Source organism: Mycobacterium kyogaense (assembly GCF_003254575.1).
Lineage (GTDB): Bacteria > Actinomycetota > Actinomycetes > Mycobacteriales > Mycobacteriaceae > Mycobacterium > Mycobacterium kyogaense.
Genome location: NZ_QJUA01000013.1, coordinates 18,911 through 36,456, shown reverse-complemented (window position 1 = coordinate 36,456; position 17,546 = coordinate 18,911). Strand labels below are relative to the sequence as shown.

At 69.5% G+C, this 17,546-nt stretch carries 16 protein-coding genes and 2 pseudogenes; 10 read left to right on the top strand and 8 right to left on the bottom strand.

Translation table 11 applies throughout. The annotated features are described in order from the left end of the window. From DMB80_RS11690 to DMB80_RS11680, 3 genes are read right to left on the bottom strand one after another with little or no spacing between them, the layout of a single operon-like run. Entirely contained in the window at positions 1-294 is a 294-nt protein-coding gene (locus tag DMB80_RS11690) for a hypothetical protein (protein ID WP_111510000.1), read from the bottom strand. Next, complete coding sequence (locus DMB80_RS11685) at positions 287-565, bottom strand: putative holin (protein WP_048423396.1); 279 nt, start codon at positions 563-565, stop codon at positions 287-289. Before DMB80_RS11685 ends, DMB80_RS11690 begins: the two co-directional genes overlap by 8 nt. 54 nt (positions 566-619) lie before the next feature. Continuing rightward, entirely contained in the window at positions 620-1,585 is a 966-nt protein-coding gene (locus DMB80_RS11680) for a LysR family transcriptional regulator (protein WP_111509999.1), read from the bottom strand. Between the two features lie 105 nt (positions 1,586-1,690). Here DMB80_RS11680 and DMB80_RS28925 point away from each other — a divergent pair. The 6 genes and pseudogenes from DMB80_RS28925 to DMB80_RS11650 form a co-directional block, all read left to right on the top strand. Further along, positions 1,691-2,002: pseudogene (locus DMB80_RS28925) on the top strand (hypothetical protein); the annotation flags it as partial. Continuing rightward, a pseudogene (locus tag DMB80_RS11670) lies at positions 1,995-3,182 on the top strand (APC family permease); the annotation flags it as partial. The pseudogenes DMB80_RS28925 and DMB80_RS11670, both read left to right, overlap by 8 nt. Then, complete coding sequence (locus DMB80_RS11665; RefSeq protein WP_111510056.1) at positions 3,179-3,814, top strand: cyclase family protein; 636 nt, start codon at positions 3,179-3,181, stop codon at positions 3,812-3,814. The pseudogene DMB80_RS11670 and the gene DMB80_RS11665, both read left to right, overlap by 4 nt. After that, positions 3,811-4,815 carry an aldo/keto reductase gene (locus tag DMB80_RS11660; protein WP_111509997.1) on the top strand — a complete coding sequence of 335 codons (1,005 nt, stop codon included), beginning with the start codon at positions 3,811-3,813 and terminating at the stop codon, positions 4,813-4,815. Before DMB80_RS11665 ends, DMB80_RS11660 begins: the two co-directional genes overlap by 4 nt. Further along, positions 4,812-6,719, top strand: a complete 1,908-nt coding sequence (locus DMB80_RS11655; protein WP_162938502.1) for an aldehyde ferredoxin oxidoreductase C-terminal domain-containing protein — start codon at positions 4,812-4,814, stop codon at positions 6,717-6,719. The genes DMB80_RS11660 and DMB80_RS11655 overlap by 4 nt, the downstream gene beginning before the upstream one ends. Further along, on the top strand, positions 6,704-7,741 hold the full coding sequence (locus tag DMB80_RS11650) for a threonine aldolase family protein (protein ID WP_111510055.1): 1,038 nt from the start codon (positions 6,704-6,706) through the stop codon (positions 7,739-7,741). Before DMB80_RS11655 ends, DMB80_RS11650 begins: the two co-directional genes overlap by 16 nt. Here DMB80_RS11650 and DMB80_RS11645 read toward each other — a convergent pair. The 4 genes from DMB80_RS11645 to DMB80_RS11630 are packed head-to-tail and all read right to left on the bottom strand — an operon-like array spanning position 7,738 to position 11,359. Continuing rightward, positions 7,738-8,214: a DUF779 domain-containing protein gene (locus DMB80_RS11645; protein ID WP_111510054.1), complete on the bottom strand. Its 477-nt coding sequence runs from the start codon at positions 8,212-8,214 to the stop codon at positions 7,738-7,740. The two genes, DMB80_RS11650 and DMB80_RS11645, sit on opposite strands and share 4 nt — an antisense overlap. Before the next feature lies 1 nt (position 8,215). Next, positions 8,216-9,502, bottom strand: coding sequence for a helix-turn-helix domain-containing protein (locus tag DMB80_RS11640; RefSeq protein WP_111509995.1), 1,287 nt, complete (start codon positions 9,500-9,502; stop codon positions 8,216-8,218). 23 nt (positions 9,503-9,525) lie between these two features. Beyond that, entirely contained in the window at positions 9,526-10,305 is a 780-nt protein-coding gene (locus DMB80_RS11635) for an acetoin reductase (RefSeq protein ID WP_111509994.1), read from the bottom strand. 1 nt (position 10,306) lies between these two features. Next, positions 10,307-11,359 (bottom strand): 2,3-butanediol dehydrogenase, encoded by a 1,053-nt coding sequence (locus DMB80_RS11630; protein WP_111509993.1) that lies wholly within the window; start codon positions 11,357-11,359, stop codon positions 10,307-10,309. 129 nt (positions 11,360-11,488) lie between these two features. On the opposite strand from DMB80_RS11630, the gene DMB80_RS11625 reads away from it, so the two are divergent. Beyond that, positions 11,489-13,318: an NAD(P)/FAD-dependent oxidoreductase gene (locus DMB80_RS11625; RefSeq protein ID WP_111509992.1), complete on the top strand. Its 1,830-nt coding sequence runs from the start codon at positions 11,489-11,491 to the stop codon at positions 13,316-13,318. Position 13,319: 1 nt separating this feature from the next. Here DMB80_RS11625 and DMB80_RS11620 read toward each other — a convergent pair whose 3' ends face one another. Further along, complete coding sequence (locus tag DMB80_RS11620; RefSeq protein ID WP_111509991.1) at positions 13,320-14,384, bottom strand: GGDEF domain-containing protein; 1,065 nt, start codon at positions 14,382-14,384, stop codon at positions 13,320-13,322. 96 nt (positions 14,385-14,480) lie between these two features. Here DMB80_RS11620 and DMB80_RS11615 point away from each other — a divergent pair, with 96 nt between their 5' ends. Genes DMB80_RS11615 through DMB80_RS11605 form a run of 3 tightly spaced genes read left to right on the top strand, consistent with a single transcriptional unit; the run spans position 14,481 to position 17,483 of the window. Next, entirely contained in the window at positions 14,481-16,511 is a 2,031-nt protein-coding gene (locus tag DMB80_RS11615) for a prolyl oligopeptidase family serine peptidase (RefSeq protein WP_111510053.1), read from the top strand. A 1-nt stretch (position 16,512) separates the two neighbouring features. Further along, positions 16,513-17,181 (top strand): LpqN/LpqT family lipoprotein, encoded by a 669-nt coding sequence (locus DMB80_RS11610; protein WP_240431134.1) that lies wholly within the window; start codon positions 16,513-16,515, stop codon positions 17,179-17,181. Continuing rightward, positions 17,178-17,483 (top strand): hypothetical protein, encoded by a 306-nt coding sequence (locus DMB80_RS11605; RefSeq protein ID WP_048423407.1) that lies wholly within the window; start codon positions 17,178-17,180, stop codon positions 17,481-17,483. The genes DMB80_RS11610 and DMB80_RS11605 overlap by 4 nt, the downstream gene beginning before the upstream one ends. Positions 17,484-17,546: the final 63 nt, after the last annotated feature.

Genomic DNA, 17,546 nt, shown 5'->3' with positions numbered 1-17,546 from the left:
CTAGTGGCCGCGGAGCAGCGCAGCACCCATGGCCGCGGCCAACGGCGCCGACATGAACGCGATCGCCAGCGCGGTGACCGCCGGGCGGTCCTGCACCAGCGCCGTGAGGAGGCTTCCGACGATGCTCGCGACCAGATAGACCAGCACGGCGAACACCGGGACGGCCTTGTCGGGCGATGCGGCCCACCAGTGATAGAGCCCCGCTCCGGCCGCGCCGGCGACGATCCACACCGAGACCGTGACCAGCGCGAACTTCCACCGGCTGAGGTGTTCGGCGACGAGCTGCTCAGACACCGGCGGCCACCTGCAGCGCGGTCAGCGCACCGAGGCAGCCGGGTCCGATGGCGACCACCAGCGCGCCGACGGCAGTGGTCCAGCGCCGGCCGGACAGCAGGATCACCAGGGTGCCGAGCACGCTGGGGATGCCGACCGCGAGTGCGATGACGGCAGCGGGCTTGAGCGCGGTGGTGATCTCGCCGGCGGCCAGCAGGGCGCCGGTCATCCCGAGGGTGACGCCGACGAGCATCACCCCGGCCAGCACCGACGCGCGGGGCAGCGGGATCACGCCTGCGACGGTAACGCCGGCGGGTGGCGCCGCGGGGCAGGCGCGCCCGGCCGATCAGGACGGGTCCTGCACCCTCGCGGCCGCCGCATCGAACGATTCGCGGCCCGCGGCGGCGATCTCGGACAGCAGGGCGTTGCCGAGCACAGTCCGGAACCCCGCCCGGGTCACGGTCAGCACATCGCGGAACGGATAGGGCGTCGCCGCGTCGTTGTCGACCAGTGCCAGCCGGTGCCGGTTGTGCGGCGCGTTGACCACCGAGGCGGGCAGCATCCCGACCGCCAGGTCGCTGACGATCAGTTCCACGGCGGTGAGGTAGTCGCGGGTCACGTGGCTGACTCGGGGCGCGAACCCGACGTCCGCCGCCCACCGGATGAGTTGCTGGCGGTCGACGTCGCGCGGCGACCCCGCGACCCAGTCGGCGTCGAGGCACTCGGTGAGAGCGCGCGGATGCGCGGCGGCGGTCACCGCCACCAGCGGTTCGCGGCCGACGAGCCGGGCATCGAGGTTGTCCCCCGAGGGCGGTTGCTCTTCGGCGAGGTAGCGGTGAGCTATCAGGATGTCGAGCTCTCCGGTGTCGATCAGAGTCACCCCTTCGATCGGTTCGATCTCGACTGTGTCGACTCGAGCGGTGGGATCGGTCTCACGCAGGGAAGCCAACGCAGCGGGCAGCAGGAAGCTCAGTGCCGTGCCGTAGGCGCCGATCCGCAGGACGACGCCGTCGCCACGAGAGATACCCCGCGCGACATCACCGAATGTGGCTGCGGCCGAGAGCATGTCGTCGGCCGCGGCGGCCAGCGCGCGGCCGGCAGCCGTGAGCACGATGCGACTGCCGGGTTTGCGGGTGAACAGCAGCACGCCACCGAGCCGGTGCTCCAGCGTGGTGATGTGTTGCGACACGGCCGACGGCACGTAACCGAGTTCCTCGGCCGCCCTGGTTATCGAGCCCAGCCGCGCCACCTTGGCAAAGCTGACCAGCAGGCGAGGATCGGAGAGTTCATGTTTGGTGAAGGATTGCTTCACAAATCATCATGCTAGTTGGTGAGCGCCCTGGCCGCCGGGTCCCTAACGTCTGTCGCAATCCAGCACCGGACGACCCGGCATCTGAACGAGGAAGGGCAGACCCCGATGAACACCGAACCGCGCACTGTTGAACAGGCCGACGACGTCGCGGCGGGCGGACTCCGGCGCAACTCCATGACGTGGGTCGGGGCGGCACTGCTCGGCGCGATCATCATGTCGCCCGCGAGCGGTCTCTACTTCAACTTCACGCCGACCGAAGCCACCGCCGGTAGCGTCGTCCCGCTGATCTTCCTCATCGCCATCGTCGTGACCCTGCCGACGGCGCTGTCCTACGCCGCCCTCTCGCGGTCGCTGCCCAGCGCCGGCAGCGCCTACACCTGGGTTCGCGAAGCCATGGGCCCAGGCGCCGGCGTCTTCGCGGGCTGGATCCTCAACGGGCTTCTACCTGCTGGCCCAGATCGTGCTCCCCGGCATCGGCGCGCTGTTCTTCAACGACATCCTCAATCAGGTCGGCGTCCCCACGGGCTACCTCACCTGGGCCATCGGCGTCCTGCTGATGACGGTCGTGGTGGCCGCCATCAACTTCCGCGGCATCGACCTCAGCCTCAAAGGCACCGTCATCTTCATGGTGCTCGAGTCCGTCGTCGTCTTCGCGTTGATGCTCACCATCTTCATCGTCCAGTCCAGCAACGGCTCGTTCACCGTCGCCGACGTCGGCCAGACCTTCACCCCGTCGGCCGCCCTCGGCGGCACGGCGTCGATCTTCGCGGCGCTGGTCTTCGGCATCCAGGCCAACGTCGGCTTCGACGCGGTCTCCACCCTGGCCGAGGAGACCCACACGCCGCGCAAGTACATCCCCATCGCCACCGTGGTCGCAGTGCTGGCCGTCGGCGCCTTCTGGGTGATCACCGCCATCGGCTTCGTCGCCGCCTTCCCCGTCGAGCAGGTCGCCACGGTGGCCGCCGACGGCGGCACCCCGGTGTCTGCGATGGCGCACCAGTTCTGGGGTGGCGCAGGCCAACTGCTCATCTCGGTGATCGCCTTCACCTCGATCACCGCGATCTACCTCGCACAGAACGTCGCGAGCAGTCGCGCGCTCTACGCCATGGGCCGCGCGGGTACCGCCCCGGCGTTCCTCGCCCGCCTCAAGCCGGGCGCCCGGGTGCCCGGCAACGCGATGACCCTCGGGCTGGTGGTGACGGTGCTCGTGACGCTGCTGCTGGGCGCGCTCCTGGGGACGGCGAGCCAGTACAACTGGTCGGCCACCATGTCCTCGTCGCTGGCGCTGCTGACCTATCTGGCGGTCAACATCGCGAACATCGTCTACCACGTCCGCAACCGCGCCACGAAGTTCCATGTCTTCATGCACGGCGTGGTGCCGGTCGTCGGCATCGCGGTGGTGTGCTTCGTGATCTACAAGTCGTATCTCGCATCACTGTGGAACGCGGGCTGGACGTTCGGCCGCAGTGTCCAGATCGCCGTCCTGATCTGGCTGCTGCTCGGCGTGTGCTGGGTGATGGTCGTACGTCGCACGCGCCCCGAGGTGATGCGCCCGGACGCCGACACGTTCATCGCGCCGGAGGCCGCCGGCCGATGAGCCGCTACATCGATCTGAGCATGCCGATCTCCCCGGCGATGCCGACCAACGAGCCCGATCACTTCCCCCCGCGGATCACCCCGTACGCCGACATCGCCTCCCAGGGCTGGGCCGGCAGCACGATCACGATCGACTCGCACTGCGGCACCCACGTCGATGCGCCGTCGCACTTCGTGGCCGGGGAGATCGGCGTCGACGAGATCCCGCTCGAGACCCTCGTCGGAACCGCGCAAAGGATCGACGTTCGTGGGCCCGTCGTGAGCGCCGAGCAGGTGGCCGGCACACAGGCCGCGCGCGTCGTCGTCCACACCGGCTGCAGCGAGCACAGCGACCGTCCCTCCTACATCACCGACTACACCCACCTCGACGTCGAGGCCGCACAGCAATTGGTGCGCAACGGTGTTCGCCTGGTCGGCATCGACAGCCCCTCGGTCGACGCACCCGGTGTCGACGCCGTGCACCAGGTCCTGCTGGGCCACGGCGTGATCATCGTCGAGAATCTCGCCAACACCGCGGCGTTGCCCGACGTGTTCGAGCTGATCGTCAGCCCGCTGCGCATCGTCGGAGGTGACGGCAGTCCCGCCCGGGTGATTGCCATCGCCGATTCGTCTGGTCCCGGACCGACGCCGTGAGAGCCACCGACACCGTCGGCATTCGCGACGTCACCGTCACGCGCCTCGGGCTCGGGACCGCTCCGCTCGGCGGGCTGTTCCGACCGGTCCGCGACGAGGATGCGGCCGCGACGGTCGAGGCGGCGTGGGATCTCGGGCTGCGGCTGTTCGACACCGCCCCGCTGTACGGCTACGGCCGCGCGGAGCAGCGCCTCGGCGGCGGGTTGTGCACCCGGCCGCGGGCCGAGTTCGCCGTCGCGACAAAGGTCGGGCGGCTGCTGCGCGAACCATCGCCGGGCGCCGCGTGGGAGCTCGACACCACCCAGGAGCACGCGGGTCAACCGTTCTACAAAGACACCGGGCCCGCCGTGCCGGTCTTCGATTTCTCCTACGACGGTGCGATGCGGTCCCTGGAGGAGAGCCTGACCCGGCTCGGCCTCGATCGCGTGGACATCGTGCACGTCCACGATCCCGAACGGCATGTGCGGCAGGCGGTCGACGGCGCATACCGGGCTCTCGTTCGGCTACGCGACGAAGGGGTGATCGGGGCGGTCGGACTCGGAATCGATTACGCCGAACCGGCGGTCGAGATCCTGCGGGCCGTCGACCTCGACTGCGTCCTGATCGCGGGACGGTGGACATTGCTGGACCAGGCTGCGGGCCGGGAGCTGCTGCCGCTGGCCGCCGAGCGCGGCGTCGCCGTGATCGCGGCGGGGGTCTACAACAGCGGCGTGCTCGCCAACCCCGGTGCGGCGACCGCCACCTACGACTACGTGCCCAGCCCGCACGACGTCGTCGTCCGGGCGAGAACGATCGCCGGGGTGTGCGCGCGCCACGGCGTCCCCCTGCGCGCCGCTGCCCTGCAGTTCCCGTTTCGCGGCCCTGCGGTGGCCGCCGTGGTCACCGGCGCCCGCACCGCAGCGGAGATCAGTGAGAACGTCGCCCTGTTCGACACACCGGTGCCCGAGGAACTCTGGGCGGAGCTGGCCGCAGAGTGCGGTATCGGGCTCGTCTCGCCGTGACCACGCTGCCCACCGGTCACTCCGGGTGCTTGCTGCATCTCGACCTCGGCGCGGGCCGCAGCCACGTCGAGGAACCCACCGCGCAGGAGTGGCGGCGCTACCCCGGTGGCGGTCTGCTCGGCGTGCGTCGGCTGCTGACGGACACCGCCGCCGGCCTGGACCCCTTCGCGCCGGCGTCGGTGTTGATGCTGATGTCGAGTGTGGTCGCCGGTCACCGCGCCGTCGGGTTGCCCACGTTCACCGTCGTCGGCAAGTCACCGCTGACCGGCGGCGTCGGGGAGGCCCGCGGGCGGGGCCCGTTCGGCACGGCGCTCAAGGCGTCGGGGTGCGACGGGGTGCTGGTGACCGGCCGAGCCGCCGCGCCGTGCTACGTGGTCATCCAGGGCGGAGCGCTGCGCCTCGAGGACGCCGCTGACCTCTGGGGCCTCGAGACTCATTGCGCCACTGATGTTCTCAAAGCACGTCACGGCGACGACACGGCAGTCGCGGTCATCGGCCCCGCGGGCGAGAACCTGGTGCGGTACGCGGGAATCGTCACCGAGTTCACCCATGCAGCAGCGCGGATGGGGCTCGGCGCGGTGATGGGGGCGAAGAATCTCAAGGCCGTCGTCGTGGTGCCGGGCGCCATGCCCGCGGCACACGACGACGCGACGCTCGAGCGCCTCACCGCGCACTACCGCGACCACATCGGCGCGAACCCGCTCACCTCGGCACAAGCCTCGGCAACTGGCTTCGGCGGCTGGTTCCTGGACCCGGGTCTGACCGGCTACGCCGGCGTCGGGAACTTCCAGACGGCCGCCGTGCCGTCGGTGCCGGCGGAGTCCGCTCAGCTGCTCGCCGACCGCCGACGAGACGGCTCCGGAGCGTGTCCGGGGTGTCCGAACGACTGCATCACGAGCTACGACAACGGGATCGACCCCCGCCTCGGCGGACTCGACGAGGAGAATCTGGCGGCGTTCGTTCTCGGCTGCGGCGTCACCGACGTCGGCGACGCGCTCGATCTGGTCGCACGATGCCACGCCGTGGGCCTGGACCCCGTGTCGTTCGCCGCGGTGTGGGCGTACCTCACCGAGATCGACCGCGCGGAGCGGCCGCCCGCAGCCATGATCGACGACGTCGCCGCGCGTCACGGCGACGACTGGTTCCTGGGCGAGGGTGTGCGCCTCCTCGCCGAGGCGCGGGGCCGGCCCGAGCCGGCGATGCACGTCAAAGGACTCGAGTTCTGCCGGTACGACCCGAGGACCTCGGCCGGTCAGGCGCTCGCCTATGCGGTGAGCCCGCTGGGGCCACGCTACGAGATCGTCGAACACGACCTCGACTTCGACCCCGATGACGGTCCGGCGCACGGGCTGGCGCAGATGCGGACGCTGGGCGTGGACGAATGGGCCGACATGACGCACCTCGATGCGGCACGAGTGGCTCGCACGGCCGTGCTGCTGGATCTGTGGAGCGGTCTGGACGCGCTCGGGGTGTGCCTGTTCGCGGGGCCGCCGATGAGGCTGCTCACCCAGGCGCGCGTCGCCGAGATCGTAGCGGCGGTCACGGGGTGGCTGACCAGCGATCACGAGATCATGCTGTGGGGCAGGCGCCGATGGAACCTGCTGCGGCTCTACAACATTCGCGAAGGTATCGGCCCCGAGCAGGACACGCTGCCTGAGCGGTTCTTCATCGAGCCCGTCGACAGTGGGCGGCACGCCGGTGCGGTTCTCGACCGTGACGCGTTCTCCGGCGCGCTGGCGCAGTACTACGCGCTGGCCGGCTGGGACGCCGAGGGCGTCCCGACCTCGATCACCCTGGCCTCCCTGGGCCTGCAGTGGGCCGATCCCCGTCCAACCCGACCGAGAGTGAGTCCGACATCGCCTCCCCCGACGCCGTCCTCGGTGACGCCATGCGCTATCACCTAGCCTCCGACAACTGGGCGCCGGCGCTGCCAGCCGTGCTCGAGGCGGTGATGGCGGCCAACACCGGCGACGAGATGAGTTACGGCCGTGACCGATACACGGCACGGCTGCAGGACATCGTCCGCGACGAGTTCGGCGGTCGAGCCACCGCCTACCCGGTGTTCAACGGGACGGGCGCGAATGTGGTCGCACTGCAGGCGATGCAGCCGACCTGGGGTGGAGTGATCTGCGCGCACACGGCACACATCAACACCGATGAGGGCGGGGCGCCGGAGCGAGTGGCCGGCCTGAAGATGCTGCAGGCCAACAGTATCGACGGCAAGCTCACCGTCGATCACGTGACGGCGCTGGCGCACAACTTCGGAATCGTCCACCACGCGCAACCGTCAGTGGTGTCGTTGACGCAGAGCACCGAGCTGGGCACGCTGTACACCCCCGAGGAGATCGCGGCCGTCGCCGAGGTGGCGCACGGCTACGGCATGGGTGTGCATCTCGACGGTGCGCGCCTGACCAATGCCGCGGCGGCGCTGGACGTGCCGCTGGGTGCGCTGGCGACCGATGTCGGTGTCGACGTGATCTCGTTGGGCGGCACCAAGAGCGGACTGATGTTCGGCGAACTCGTGGTGGTGCTCGAGCCCGATCGGGTGACGGGGATCGAGTACATCCGTAAGTACACGATGCAGCTGGCATCGAAGATGCGGTACATCTCGGCGCAGTTCATCGCACTGTTGGAGGGTGAGCTGTGGCGCCACGGTGCGCGTCACGCCAACGAGCAGGCGACGCTGCTGCGTTCGCTGGTGGAGGACATCCCGGGCCTGACACTCACCCAGCCGACCCAGGCCAACGCTGTGTTCGCCATCCTGCCGCCGGGCGTCGAGGACGAGGTGCGGGCGATCGCCGACTTCCAGACCTGGAATCCGGCGACCCGCGAGGTGCGGTGGATGTGCTCACATGAAACCACCGACGACGTGGTCTACGGCTTCGCGAAGGAGCTGCGCGAGATCGTGGCGTCCGCGTCCGGTTAGCGCTGCGGCACCGGGCACGCGTCGACGGCTGCGGCGACGATGTGCGTGCCGTTCACCGCGGGTCGTTCGCCGCGTTCGTAGGCCGCCCCGGTGATCACCGGCTCGTCGGCCAGCGCGCCGTTCTCGTCGTCGGTGAAGGCTCTGCCGCGACTGAGGAACCGCTTGCCTTCGGGTGCTTCGAGGCTGAACCCGCCGCCGCGGCCGGGCACCACGTCGATCACCAGCTGGGTGTGTTTCCAGACGTCGAACTGCGGCCCCGAGATCCACACCGGGACCCCGTCGCCGACATCGAACACCGCGAGCAGCACATCGCGGTCGCCGACGACGAAATCGCCGTCGGGGTAGCACATCGGCGACGACCCGTCGCAGCAGCCGCCGGACTGGTGGAACATCAGCGCGCCGTGGCGTTCCTGCAGGGTGCGCAGCAGGTCGGCCGCGGCGGCGGTGATCAGGGCTCTGTTCGGTGCGGGCACGTCAACCATCCTGCCCCAGTCGCGCGGCCCGGATGGCCGGCGCGGTCGACGGCGGCAGCAGCGTGCGCCGGTCCGTCGGGTAGCGGACCGTCAGCCCGACCGACGATGCGAAGCGGTACGGCTGGGCGGCGAGCAGTCCGGAGAACTGTTTGCGCAGCCGTGACATCTCGGCCCGCACGGTGACCACGCGGGTGCGGTCGCCATAGAGATCCTCGGCGAGTTCCGGCGCGGTGCGGCCCTGCGGGGAGCGCGCCAGCGCACAGAGGATCTCGGCGTGCCGCAGCGACAGGTCATGACACCAGCTGCCGAACTCCCCGACCAGCCGCAGCGCGGGCTTGTCGGCATCGGCGAAGTCCAGCGTCACCTGCGAGACCTTGGCAGCCCCGTCGTCATCGCTGCCGGCCAGCCGCACCAGCCAGCCGCCGGGGAGCGGCTCGACCGCGCACAGTCCCAACGTCGCAAACCACACCCGACCCGGCCCCATCTGGTCGGGCAGCAGGATGCGGTTGTGCAGCGGCATCGCGTCGACCGCAGCGACCCAGCCCTCGGTGTCGACGGCCAACGCCGGAGTACCCATGCGCGCCAGGATCGGCGCCGCCACGGTGCGCAGCCGGTTCAGAGTGCGGTCGTGCTCGGAGCGCAGGTGCGATTCGGCGAGCCGGGCGACGGCGTCGACGAGCGCGATGGTGGTCGGGTGCACGGTGGCTGCTGGTCCGGAGACGTCGACGACGCCCAGCACCTGGCCGGTCCGCGGGTCCCGGATCGGGGCACCGGCGCACGTCCACGCGTGATGGCTGCGCAGGAAGTGCTCGGCGGAGAACACCTGGACGGCGCGCTGCGCGGCGAGTGCGGTGCCGATCGCGTTGGTGCCGACGGCGCCTTCACCCCAGTGCGCGCCCTCGACGAAGCCGAGCCTGTCGGCGTTGCTGAGCACCGACGGTGAGCCCGAGCGCCACAGCACCCGCCCGGTCGCGTCGGCGACGACGAGGATGTTCTCGCCGTCGGCGACCAGCGACTCGAGGCCGTGGGAGATCTCGTCGAGCACGTCCATCAGGCCCGACGCGCGGCGCAGCGACTCGAGCCCGCCGGTTTCGACCACCGGGGTGTCACTCGGTTCGACGCCGCTGGCCAGCAGGCGCTGCCAGGAGTCGCCGATCACCTCCCGGGGACGGGCCGGTGCGCGATGCCCGGCCATGGTCGCGTCGTAGACAGCCGACATCAGCCGCGCATAGCTGCGCGGATCCTCCCCGACGGCGACGGCGGGTTCAGGCACGGACGACCCTGGCATCACCTGCGATTGTGCTCCCCATCTCAGCGGTAGACCAGGCCGCCGTCGATCAGCCCGGCCTGGCCGGTCATGTAGTCGGCGTCGGGGCCGGCGAGGTAGGACACGAAACCGGCGACATCGTCGGGTGTCTCGGCACGTCCGAGCGCGATCCCGCCGACGAACTTGTCGTAGGTCTCGCCCTCGGCGGCGCCGGTCAGCTCGGCGAAGCGCTTGTCGATCTCCACCCACATGTCGGTGCCGACCACCCCGGGGCAGTACGCGTTGACGGTGATGCCGTCGGCGGCGTGCTCCTTGGCCGCAGCCTGGGTCAGCGCCCGGACCGCGAATTTGGTCGCGCTGTAGGGGCCGAGCATCGCGAAGCCGTCGTGGCCGGCGATCGACGAGGCATTAATGATCTTGCCTTTGGTGCCGGCTTTCTTGAACTGCGCTACCGCGGCTTGGATGCCCCACAGCACGCCGTCGACGTTGATGGCCCAGAGTTTCTTCAGCTCGTCGGGCGTGACGTCGACGAGCGGTCCGACCAGTGCGATGCCGGCGTTGTTGACCATGATGTCCAGGCCGCCGAGCGCACTCGCGGTGTGGTCGACGGCCGCGAACACCTGGTCGCGATCGCTGACGTCGGCGACGAATGTGGTTGATTTCGAGCCGATCTCGGCCATCTCGTCGGCGACCGTCTCGATACCGTCGGCCGTCACGTCGACCAGCGCCACATCGGCGCCGTCGCGCGCCAGCCGCAGTGCGATACCGCGCCCGATACCGCGCCCGGCCCCGGTCACCAGGGCGACTTTTCCGTTGATTGCCATGTCAGTTCGCTCCGTTCGGGTCGACGAGTACCTTCATCTTGGTTCCGGCGTGCAGTGCCTCGAATCCCTCGTCGACGACGTCGTCGAGCGGGATGCGGGTCACCCAGCCGGTGGTGTCGTAGCGGCCGTCGGCCATCAGCGCGATCACCGCCTCGAAATCCGCACCGGTGTAGCAGAGCGAGCCCTGGATGCGAGACTCGTTCATCACCAGGTTGAGAAGTGGTGTCTCCAGCGGCTTTTCATAGATCGCCACGCTGACCATCGGCCGGCGGGAGCCGATGCAAGCCAGCGCCGTGCTGACCGCGGGTGCCACGCCTGCCGCGTCGAACACCGCGTCGGCACCCGCGCCGGAGGTGTGCTCGGCGATGAACGCGGGCACGTCGGTGGCCGTCGGATCGAGGGTCTGCGCGCCGAGCGCCTCGATGGCCGCGCGCCGGGTGGGCGATGGCTCCACGACGAAGACATCCTCGAGTCCCTTGCCGCGCAACGCGAACCACAGCCCGATGCCGATCGGTCCGGCACCGAACACCATCGCGGTGTCACCGTCTGTGACGTCGCCGAGGGTGGCGGCGTGATAGGCCACCGACATGGGCTCGACGAGGGCGCCCAATTCCAGCGAGACGCTGTCGGGCAGCCGGTGCAGCATCGACGTCGGCACCACGGTCGACTCGGCCATGCCGCCGTCGGACATCAACCCGTGGAAGCCGATCTGCTGGCAGACGTTGTAGTTGCCGGCCCGACACGGTCCGCAGTGGTCGCATTTGTAGATCGGCTCGACGGCGACGCGGTCGCCTTCACTCCAGCCGGTCACGCCCTCGCCGACGGCGGTGATGGTGCCGGAGAACTCGTGGCCCATCGTCAGCGGCAGCTGCGCCCCGGTCAGCGGGTGCGGCGAGGTCGGCACGAAGATCGGGCCGGCGTAGTACTCGTGCAGATCGGTGCCGCAGATGCCGTTGAAGCCGACCTGCAGCTTGACGGTGCCGGGGCGGACCTCCGGCTCGGCGACGTCGTCGATCTCGAGTTTGTTCGGGCCGTAGTAGACAGCTGCTCTCATGCGGCCAGTTCTATGTGACGGCGGCCACACGACGAAAGAGTTGCAGGGGGTTGCAGGCCGACAGTCTCGGGGGTTGCAACGCTTCGCAACTCTTGTCAGCCCTGCGCACCGCGGTGTGGTCTGGCTCACATGACTTCCACTCTCGACCCCCTAACCACCACCCTGACCCCGCAGCAGCGCGTCGACGCCTGGCTGGCCGACTTCGAGGCGGCGCTGGCCGTCCGCGACATCGAGCGCGCCGTCGCCATGTTCGCCGTCGACGGCTTCTGGCGTGACCTGGTGTCCTTCACCTGGAACCTCAAGACATTGGAGGGCCGCGACCAGATCACCGACATGCTGACCACGCGCCTCGCCGAGACCGACCCGTCGGGCTTTTCCACGCGCGAGGAACCCACCCAGGACGGGGACGTCGTCTCGGCGTTCATCCAGTTCGAGACCGCCGCGGGCCGCGGCACCGGGCACCTGCGGATCCGCAGCGAGGACGGCACCGATCGGGCCTGGACCATGCTGACCGCGCTGCAGGAACTCAAGGGCCACGAGGAGCGCAAGGGCGCGACGCGGGTACTCGGCGCCGTGCACGGCAACGACCCGGACCCGCGCTCCTGGGCCGAGCGCAAGGCCGCCGAAGACGCCGAACTGGGGCGCAGCACCCAGCCGTACACGCTGATCATCGGCGGCGGTCAGGGCGGCATCGCGCTCGGCGCGCGGCTGCGCCAGCTCGGCGTACCGGCCATCGTCGTCGACAAGCACGAGCGTCCCGGCGACCAGTGGCGCAAGCGGTACAAGTCGCTGTGCCTGCACGACCCGGTCTGGTACGACCACCTGCCCTACCTGCCGTTCCCGCAGAACTGGCCGGTGTTCGCCCCCAAGGACAAGATCGGCGACTGGCTGGAGTTCTACACCCGCGTGATGGAGGTGCCGTACTGGTCGAAGACGACGTGCCTGTCCGCCACCTTTGACGAGGCCCAGGGCCGCTGGACCGTCGAGGTGGACCGCGACGGGGAACGCCTCACGCTGCACCCGACGCAGCTGGTGCTCGCCACCGGCATGTCGGGCAAGCCCTACGTGCCCACGCTGCCCGGCCAGGACGTGTTCCGCGGCGACCAGCACCACTCGTCGCAGCATCCCGGCCCGGACGCCTACGCCGGCAAGAAGGCGGTCGTCATCGGCTCGAACAACTCCGCCCACGACATCTGCAAGGCGCTCTACGAGAACGGCGTCGACGTCACGATGGTGCAGCGGTCCTCCACCCACATCGTCAAATCCGACACCCTGATGGACATCGGCCTGGGCGACCTGTACTCGGAGCGGGCGCTGGCCGCGGGGATGACGACCGAGAAGGCCGACCTGACGTTCGCCTCCCTGCCGTACCGGATCATGCACGAATTCCAGATCCCGCTGTACGACCAGATGCGGGAGCGCGACAAGGAGTTCTACGACCGGCTCGAAGCTGCCGGATTCGAATTGGATTGGGGCGCCGACGGTTCCGGACTGTTCATGAAGTACCTGCGCCGCGGCTCGGGCTACTACATCGACGTCGGTGCCTGCGACATGGTCGCCGACGGCCGGATCAAGCTTGCCCACGGCCAGGTCGACCGTCTGACCGAGGACTCGGTGGTGCTCGCCGACGGAACCGAGCTGCCCGCCGACGTCGTGGTCTACGCGACCGGGTACGGCTCGATGAACGGCTGGGCCGCCGACTTGATCGGCCAGGACGTCGCCGACAAGGTCGGCAAGGTGTGGGGCCTGGGCAGCGACACCCCCAAGGATCCCGGGCCGTGGGAGGGCGAGCAGCGCAACATGTGGAAGCCCACGCAGCAGCCCAACCTGTGGTTCCACGGCGGCAACCTGCACCAGTCCCGGCACTACTCGCTGTATCTGGCGCTGCAACTCAAGGCCCGGTACGAGGGCATGCCCACCCCGGTGTACGGCCTACAGGAGGTTCACCACCTGAGCTGAGTCAGGCGGCGTCGGACTGCCGGATCTGATTGCCGCCGGCCCGTTTCGCTTCGTACATGGCCATGTCGGCGGCGGCGATGGCCCGGTCGATCAGCGTGCGGGTACCGGCGGCCAGATCCTGCACGGCGACACCGGCGACCCCCAGGCTCGCGGTGACGTGCCACGGATTCGAGGCAATCGCCGCGCACAGCCGCCGCGCCACCATCTCCATCTCCCGCGGCGGGCACGCCTGGGCGACCACGAACTCCTCGCCGCCCACGCGCGCCGAGATCATGCCTGAGCCACACGCGGCGCGCAGCCTGCCTGCCACGTCGACGAGGACCCGATCCCCGACCGCGTGGCCCAATGTGTCGTTGAGGCGCTTGAAACCGTCGAGGTCGATCATCACGACGCTGAAGCTCCCGGAACCGCGCCGGGCGGCCTCGGTGATCAGAGCGTGCGCCGATCGCCGGAACCCCCGCCGGTTGGTCAACCCGGTCAGCGGGTCGGTCGACACGGCGTCGTTCCACAGCAACCGCGTCAGGATGTGTCCGCCGAACGGCACCGTCAACAACCCTCCGATCGACATCAGCAGGGTGGCCACGCCCAGGGGCACGTCACCGTCCACCCCCATCCGCACCGCGCACGCGGCCGCGGTGCCGAGCGCGATGGTGACGGTGAGGACGAGCAGACGCGGGCTGTGCGTCGACGCGACGTAGGCCGCCAGCCCGACGAAGGCCCAGCAGGTCAGCAGGCCGGCGTGGGGATCGGACTGGAGCACCGCGACGACGGCCAGAGCGGCACAGCCGCAGATCGAGAACACCGCGGACTGGCGCCGGGTCGGCCACCGCCGCGCGTACGCCGCGGCGACGCCGACGAATCCCGCCGCGATCACCCACACCACGGGGCGGGCGCTGCCCTCGGGTCCCGCGGGGCTCATGGTCGTCAACGCCACGGCAACGGCGAGCACCGCCATGATCGTGGCCATCGCCGCTGAGGAGATGCGCAGCAGCCGGCGCTTCGCCAGGTAGCGCGCCAGCCAGTCGTAGCGGTCCGGCTGTTGCCACCACCCTCGAATGTGGTCCACCGCGGCCCCCGATGCTCAGCTGGGGTGATCGTACCGACCACCCCCGTTCCCGCAGCCGATTCGAACACCGCGCGCACCGATGCGCAGAATGGGGGCGTGACGAACCCCCCGCAGGCGGACGATCCGTTCCTCTGGCTCGAGGACATCACCGGCGACGACGCGCTGGCCTGGGTGCGCGCGCACAACGATCCGACGATCGCCGAGCTCGGCGGCGAGCGCTTCGAGCAGATGCGCGCCGACGCTCTCGAGGTCCTCGACACCGACACCCGGATCCCGTATGTGCGCCGGCGCGGCGAGTTCCTCTACAACTTCTGGCGAGACGCGACGAATCCCAAGGGCCTGTGGCGGCGCACCACGCTCGAGAGCTACCGGACCGAGACGCCCGAGTGGGACGTCGTCGTCGACGTCGACGAGTTGGCGCGCACCGAAGGCGAGAACTGGGTGTGGGCCGGCGCCGACGTGATCGAACCCGGCCACGAGCGCGCCCTGATCAGCCTCTCCCGCGGCGGGTCCGATGCCGCGGTGGTGCGGGAATTCGACATGACGACGCGCTCCTTCGTCGACGGCGGCTTCGAGCTGGCGGAGGCGAAGTCTCAGGTCACCTGGCTCGACGAGGACACCCTGCTCGTCGGCACCGATTTCGGGGAGGGATCGCTCACCGAGTCGGGATATCCGCGGGTGGTGAAGCGCTGGTCGCGCGGCACGCCCCTGGCGGAGGCGGAGACGATCTTCGAGGGCGACGCCGCCGACGTCCTCGTCGCGGCGTCGGTGGACCGCACCCCGGGCTTCGAGCGCACGCTGATCAGCCGTGCCCTCGACTTCTTCAACGACGACGTCTACGAACTGCGCGGACCGGAACTCGTCCGCATCGACGCACCGACCGACGCAGGCGTCTCGATTCACCGCAACTGGCTGGTGATCGAGTTGCGCAGCGACTGGCACTACAGCTACGGGACGGGCACCCAGCACTACCCCGCCGGAGCGCTGTTGGCCGCCGACTACGACGAGTTCCTCTCCGGCAGCGCCGAACTGACTGCCGTGTTCACTCCGGACCGGCACACCAGCCTGCACCACTACGCCTGGACCCGCGATCGACTGGTGATCGTCACACTCGCCGACGTCGCCAGCCACGTCGAGGTGGTCACCCCCGGCTCATGGACCAGCGAACCGGTCGCCGGGCTGCCGGACAACACCACCGTGTCGCTGGTCGCGGTCGATCCGCTGGGCGACGAGATCTTCTGTGATTGTTCGGGTTTCGTCACACCGTCGCGGCTGCTGCACGGGCCGGCGGGCGGCGCCCTCACCGAGATCAAGCGGGCACCGTCGTTCTTCGACGCGGCTGATCTCGAGGTTCAGCAGTATTTCGCGACGTCCGACGACGGCACCGCCGTACCGTATTTCGTGGTCCGTCATCGGCACGTGCAGAGCGCCGGCCCGACACTGCTCGGCGGGTACGGCGGGTTCGAGGTGGCACGTACCCCGTACTACGACGGCGTGCTCGGCAGGCTCTGGCTCTCCCGCGGTGGCACCTACGTGCTGGCCAACATTCGCGGCGGTGGCGAGTACGGGCCGACATGGCACACCCAGGCGATGCGCGAGGGAAGACATCTGGTCGCCAAGGATTTCGCGGCCGTGGCAGCCGATCTCGTGTCCCGCGGCATCACCACGGTGGATCAGCTGGGCGCCCAGGGAGGCAGCAACGGCGGACTGCTGATGGGCATCATGCTGACGCAGTATCCGGAACTGTTCGGCGCACTCGTGTGCAGTGTGCCGCTGCTCGACATGAAGCGCTTCCACCTACTCCTCGCCGGCGCCTCCTGGGTGGCCGAGTACGGCGACCCAGACGATCCGGACGATTGGCAGTTCATCTCGAAATACTCGCCGTACCAGAACATCTCGGCCGAGCGCAGCTATCCGCCGGTGCTGATCACCACCTCGACACGCGACGACCGCGTACATCCGGGCCACGCCAGGAAGATGACGGCGGCACTGGAGGAGGCGGGCCATCCGGTCCGGTACTACGAGAACATCGAGGGCGGACACGCGGGGGCGTCGGACAATCCGCAGATCGCGTTCCGTGCCGCACTGGTCTACGAGTTCCTGTTGACGAACCTGAGAGGGAAGTGACGTGACGATCGCCCGATCGGCTGGTGCGGTGGTGCTGGCGGCCTTGGCAATCCCGGGGCTGCTGACCGGCTGCGGCCGGGAGATCAGCGGCACCGCGGTGACGGCCGCCGGACCCGCTCCCAGCGCCGGTGGCTCCGGTGGAGGTCCCGGCGGTGACGATTCGCAGTGCGCCAGCGTGTCCGCGCCGTTAATCGACATCCCGCAGAAGAATCCCCGCGAGCCGCAGTTGCGCGTCCCGCAGCCCTCGGGCTGGGAGCGCAACACGATGATGGACAACCAGATCATCCGGTTCGCGATCGTCGCGCAGGATCTGATCGCCAACCAGTTCGCCCCCAACGCGGTGGTCACCCTCGAGTCCGTGCGCGGCAGCGCCGATCCCGACACCGTGTTCGAGCAGAACCGGTCCAACCTGACCTCGATGATGGGCGCCTTCGACCTGCAGACCGAAAGCAACACCACCTGCGGATTGCCCTCGGAGACAACGACATACACTGCGCCGGCGATGGGTCCGGCACCGGAGCGGCCCATCATCATGCACGCCGTGGTGGCGCAGGGCCCGTCGGCCACCTACCTCGCGACGCTGACGGTGCAGACCACCGACCCGGCGAATCCCACCTACGTGCGCGATTCGAAGGAGATCGTGGACGGCTTCCAGTTGCTGCTGCCATGACGTTCTCGGAGATCCTGCTGATCGTCGGTGCGGCACTGGTGCTGGCAGGAATCGCGGCACCCGGCTGGGACACCGCACGTCTGGATCGGCGGGCGGTCAAACGCCGCATCTACTGGGCGGGCACCGGTGCGGGCATCGTCGTGCTGTTCCTCTCTGGCCTGCCCGACCTGCAGAGCGCGCTGGCCCTGGCCGCGGCCGCATCGGTGTTGACGCTGGGCTGGGCCTACTTCCGGACGCCGAACATCGTGATCGGCGGCCGGGTGCGGTCGGCCGACCCGACACTGCGAGACCAGGGTCCGTGAAGGTCCGGACGTAACGCCGGTGGCATCGGCAGGCACTACCCGAAAGACGAGAGGAGCGGGTGT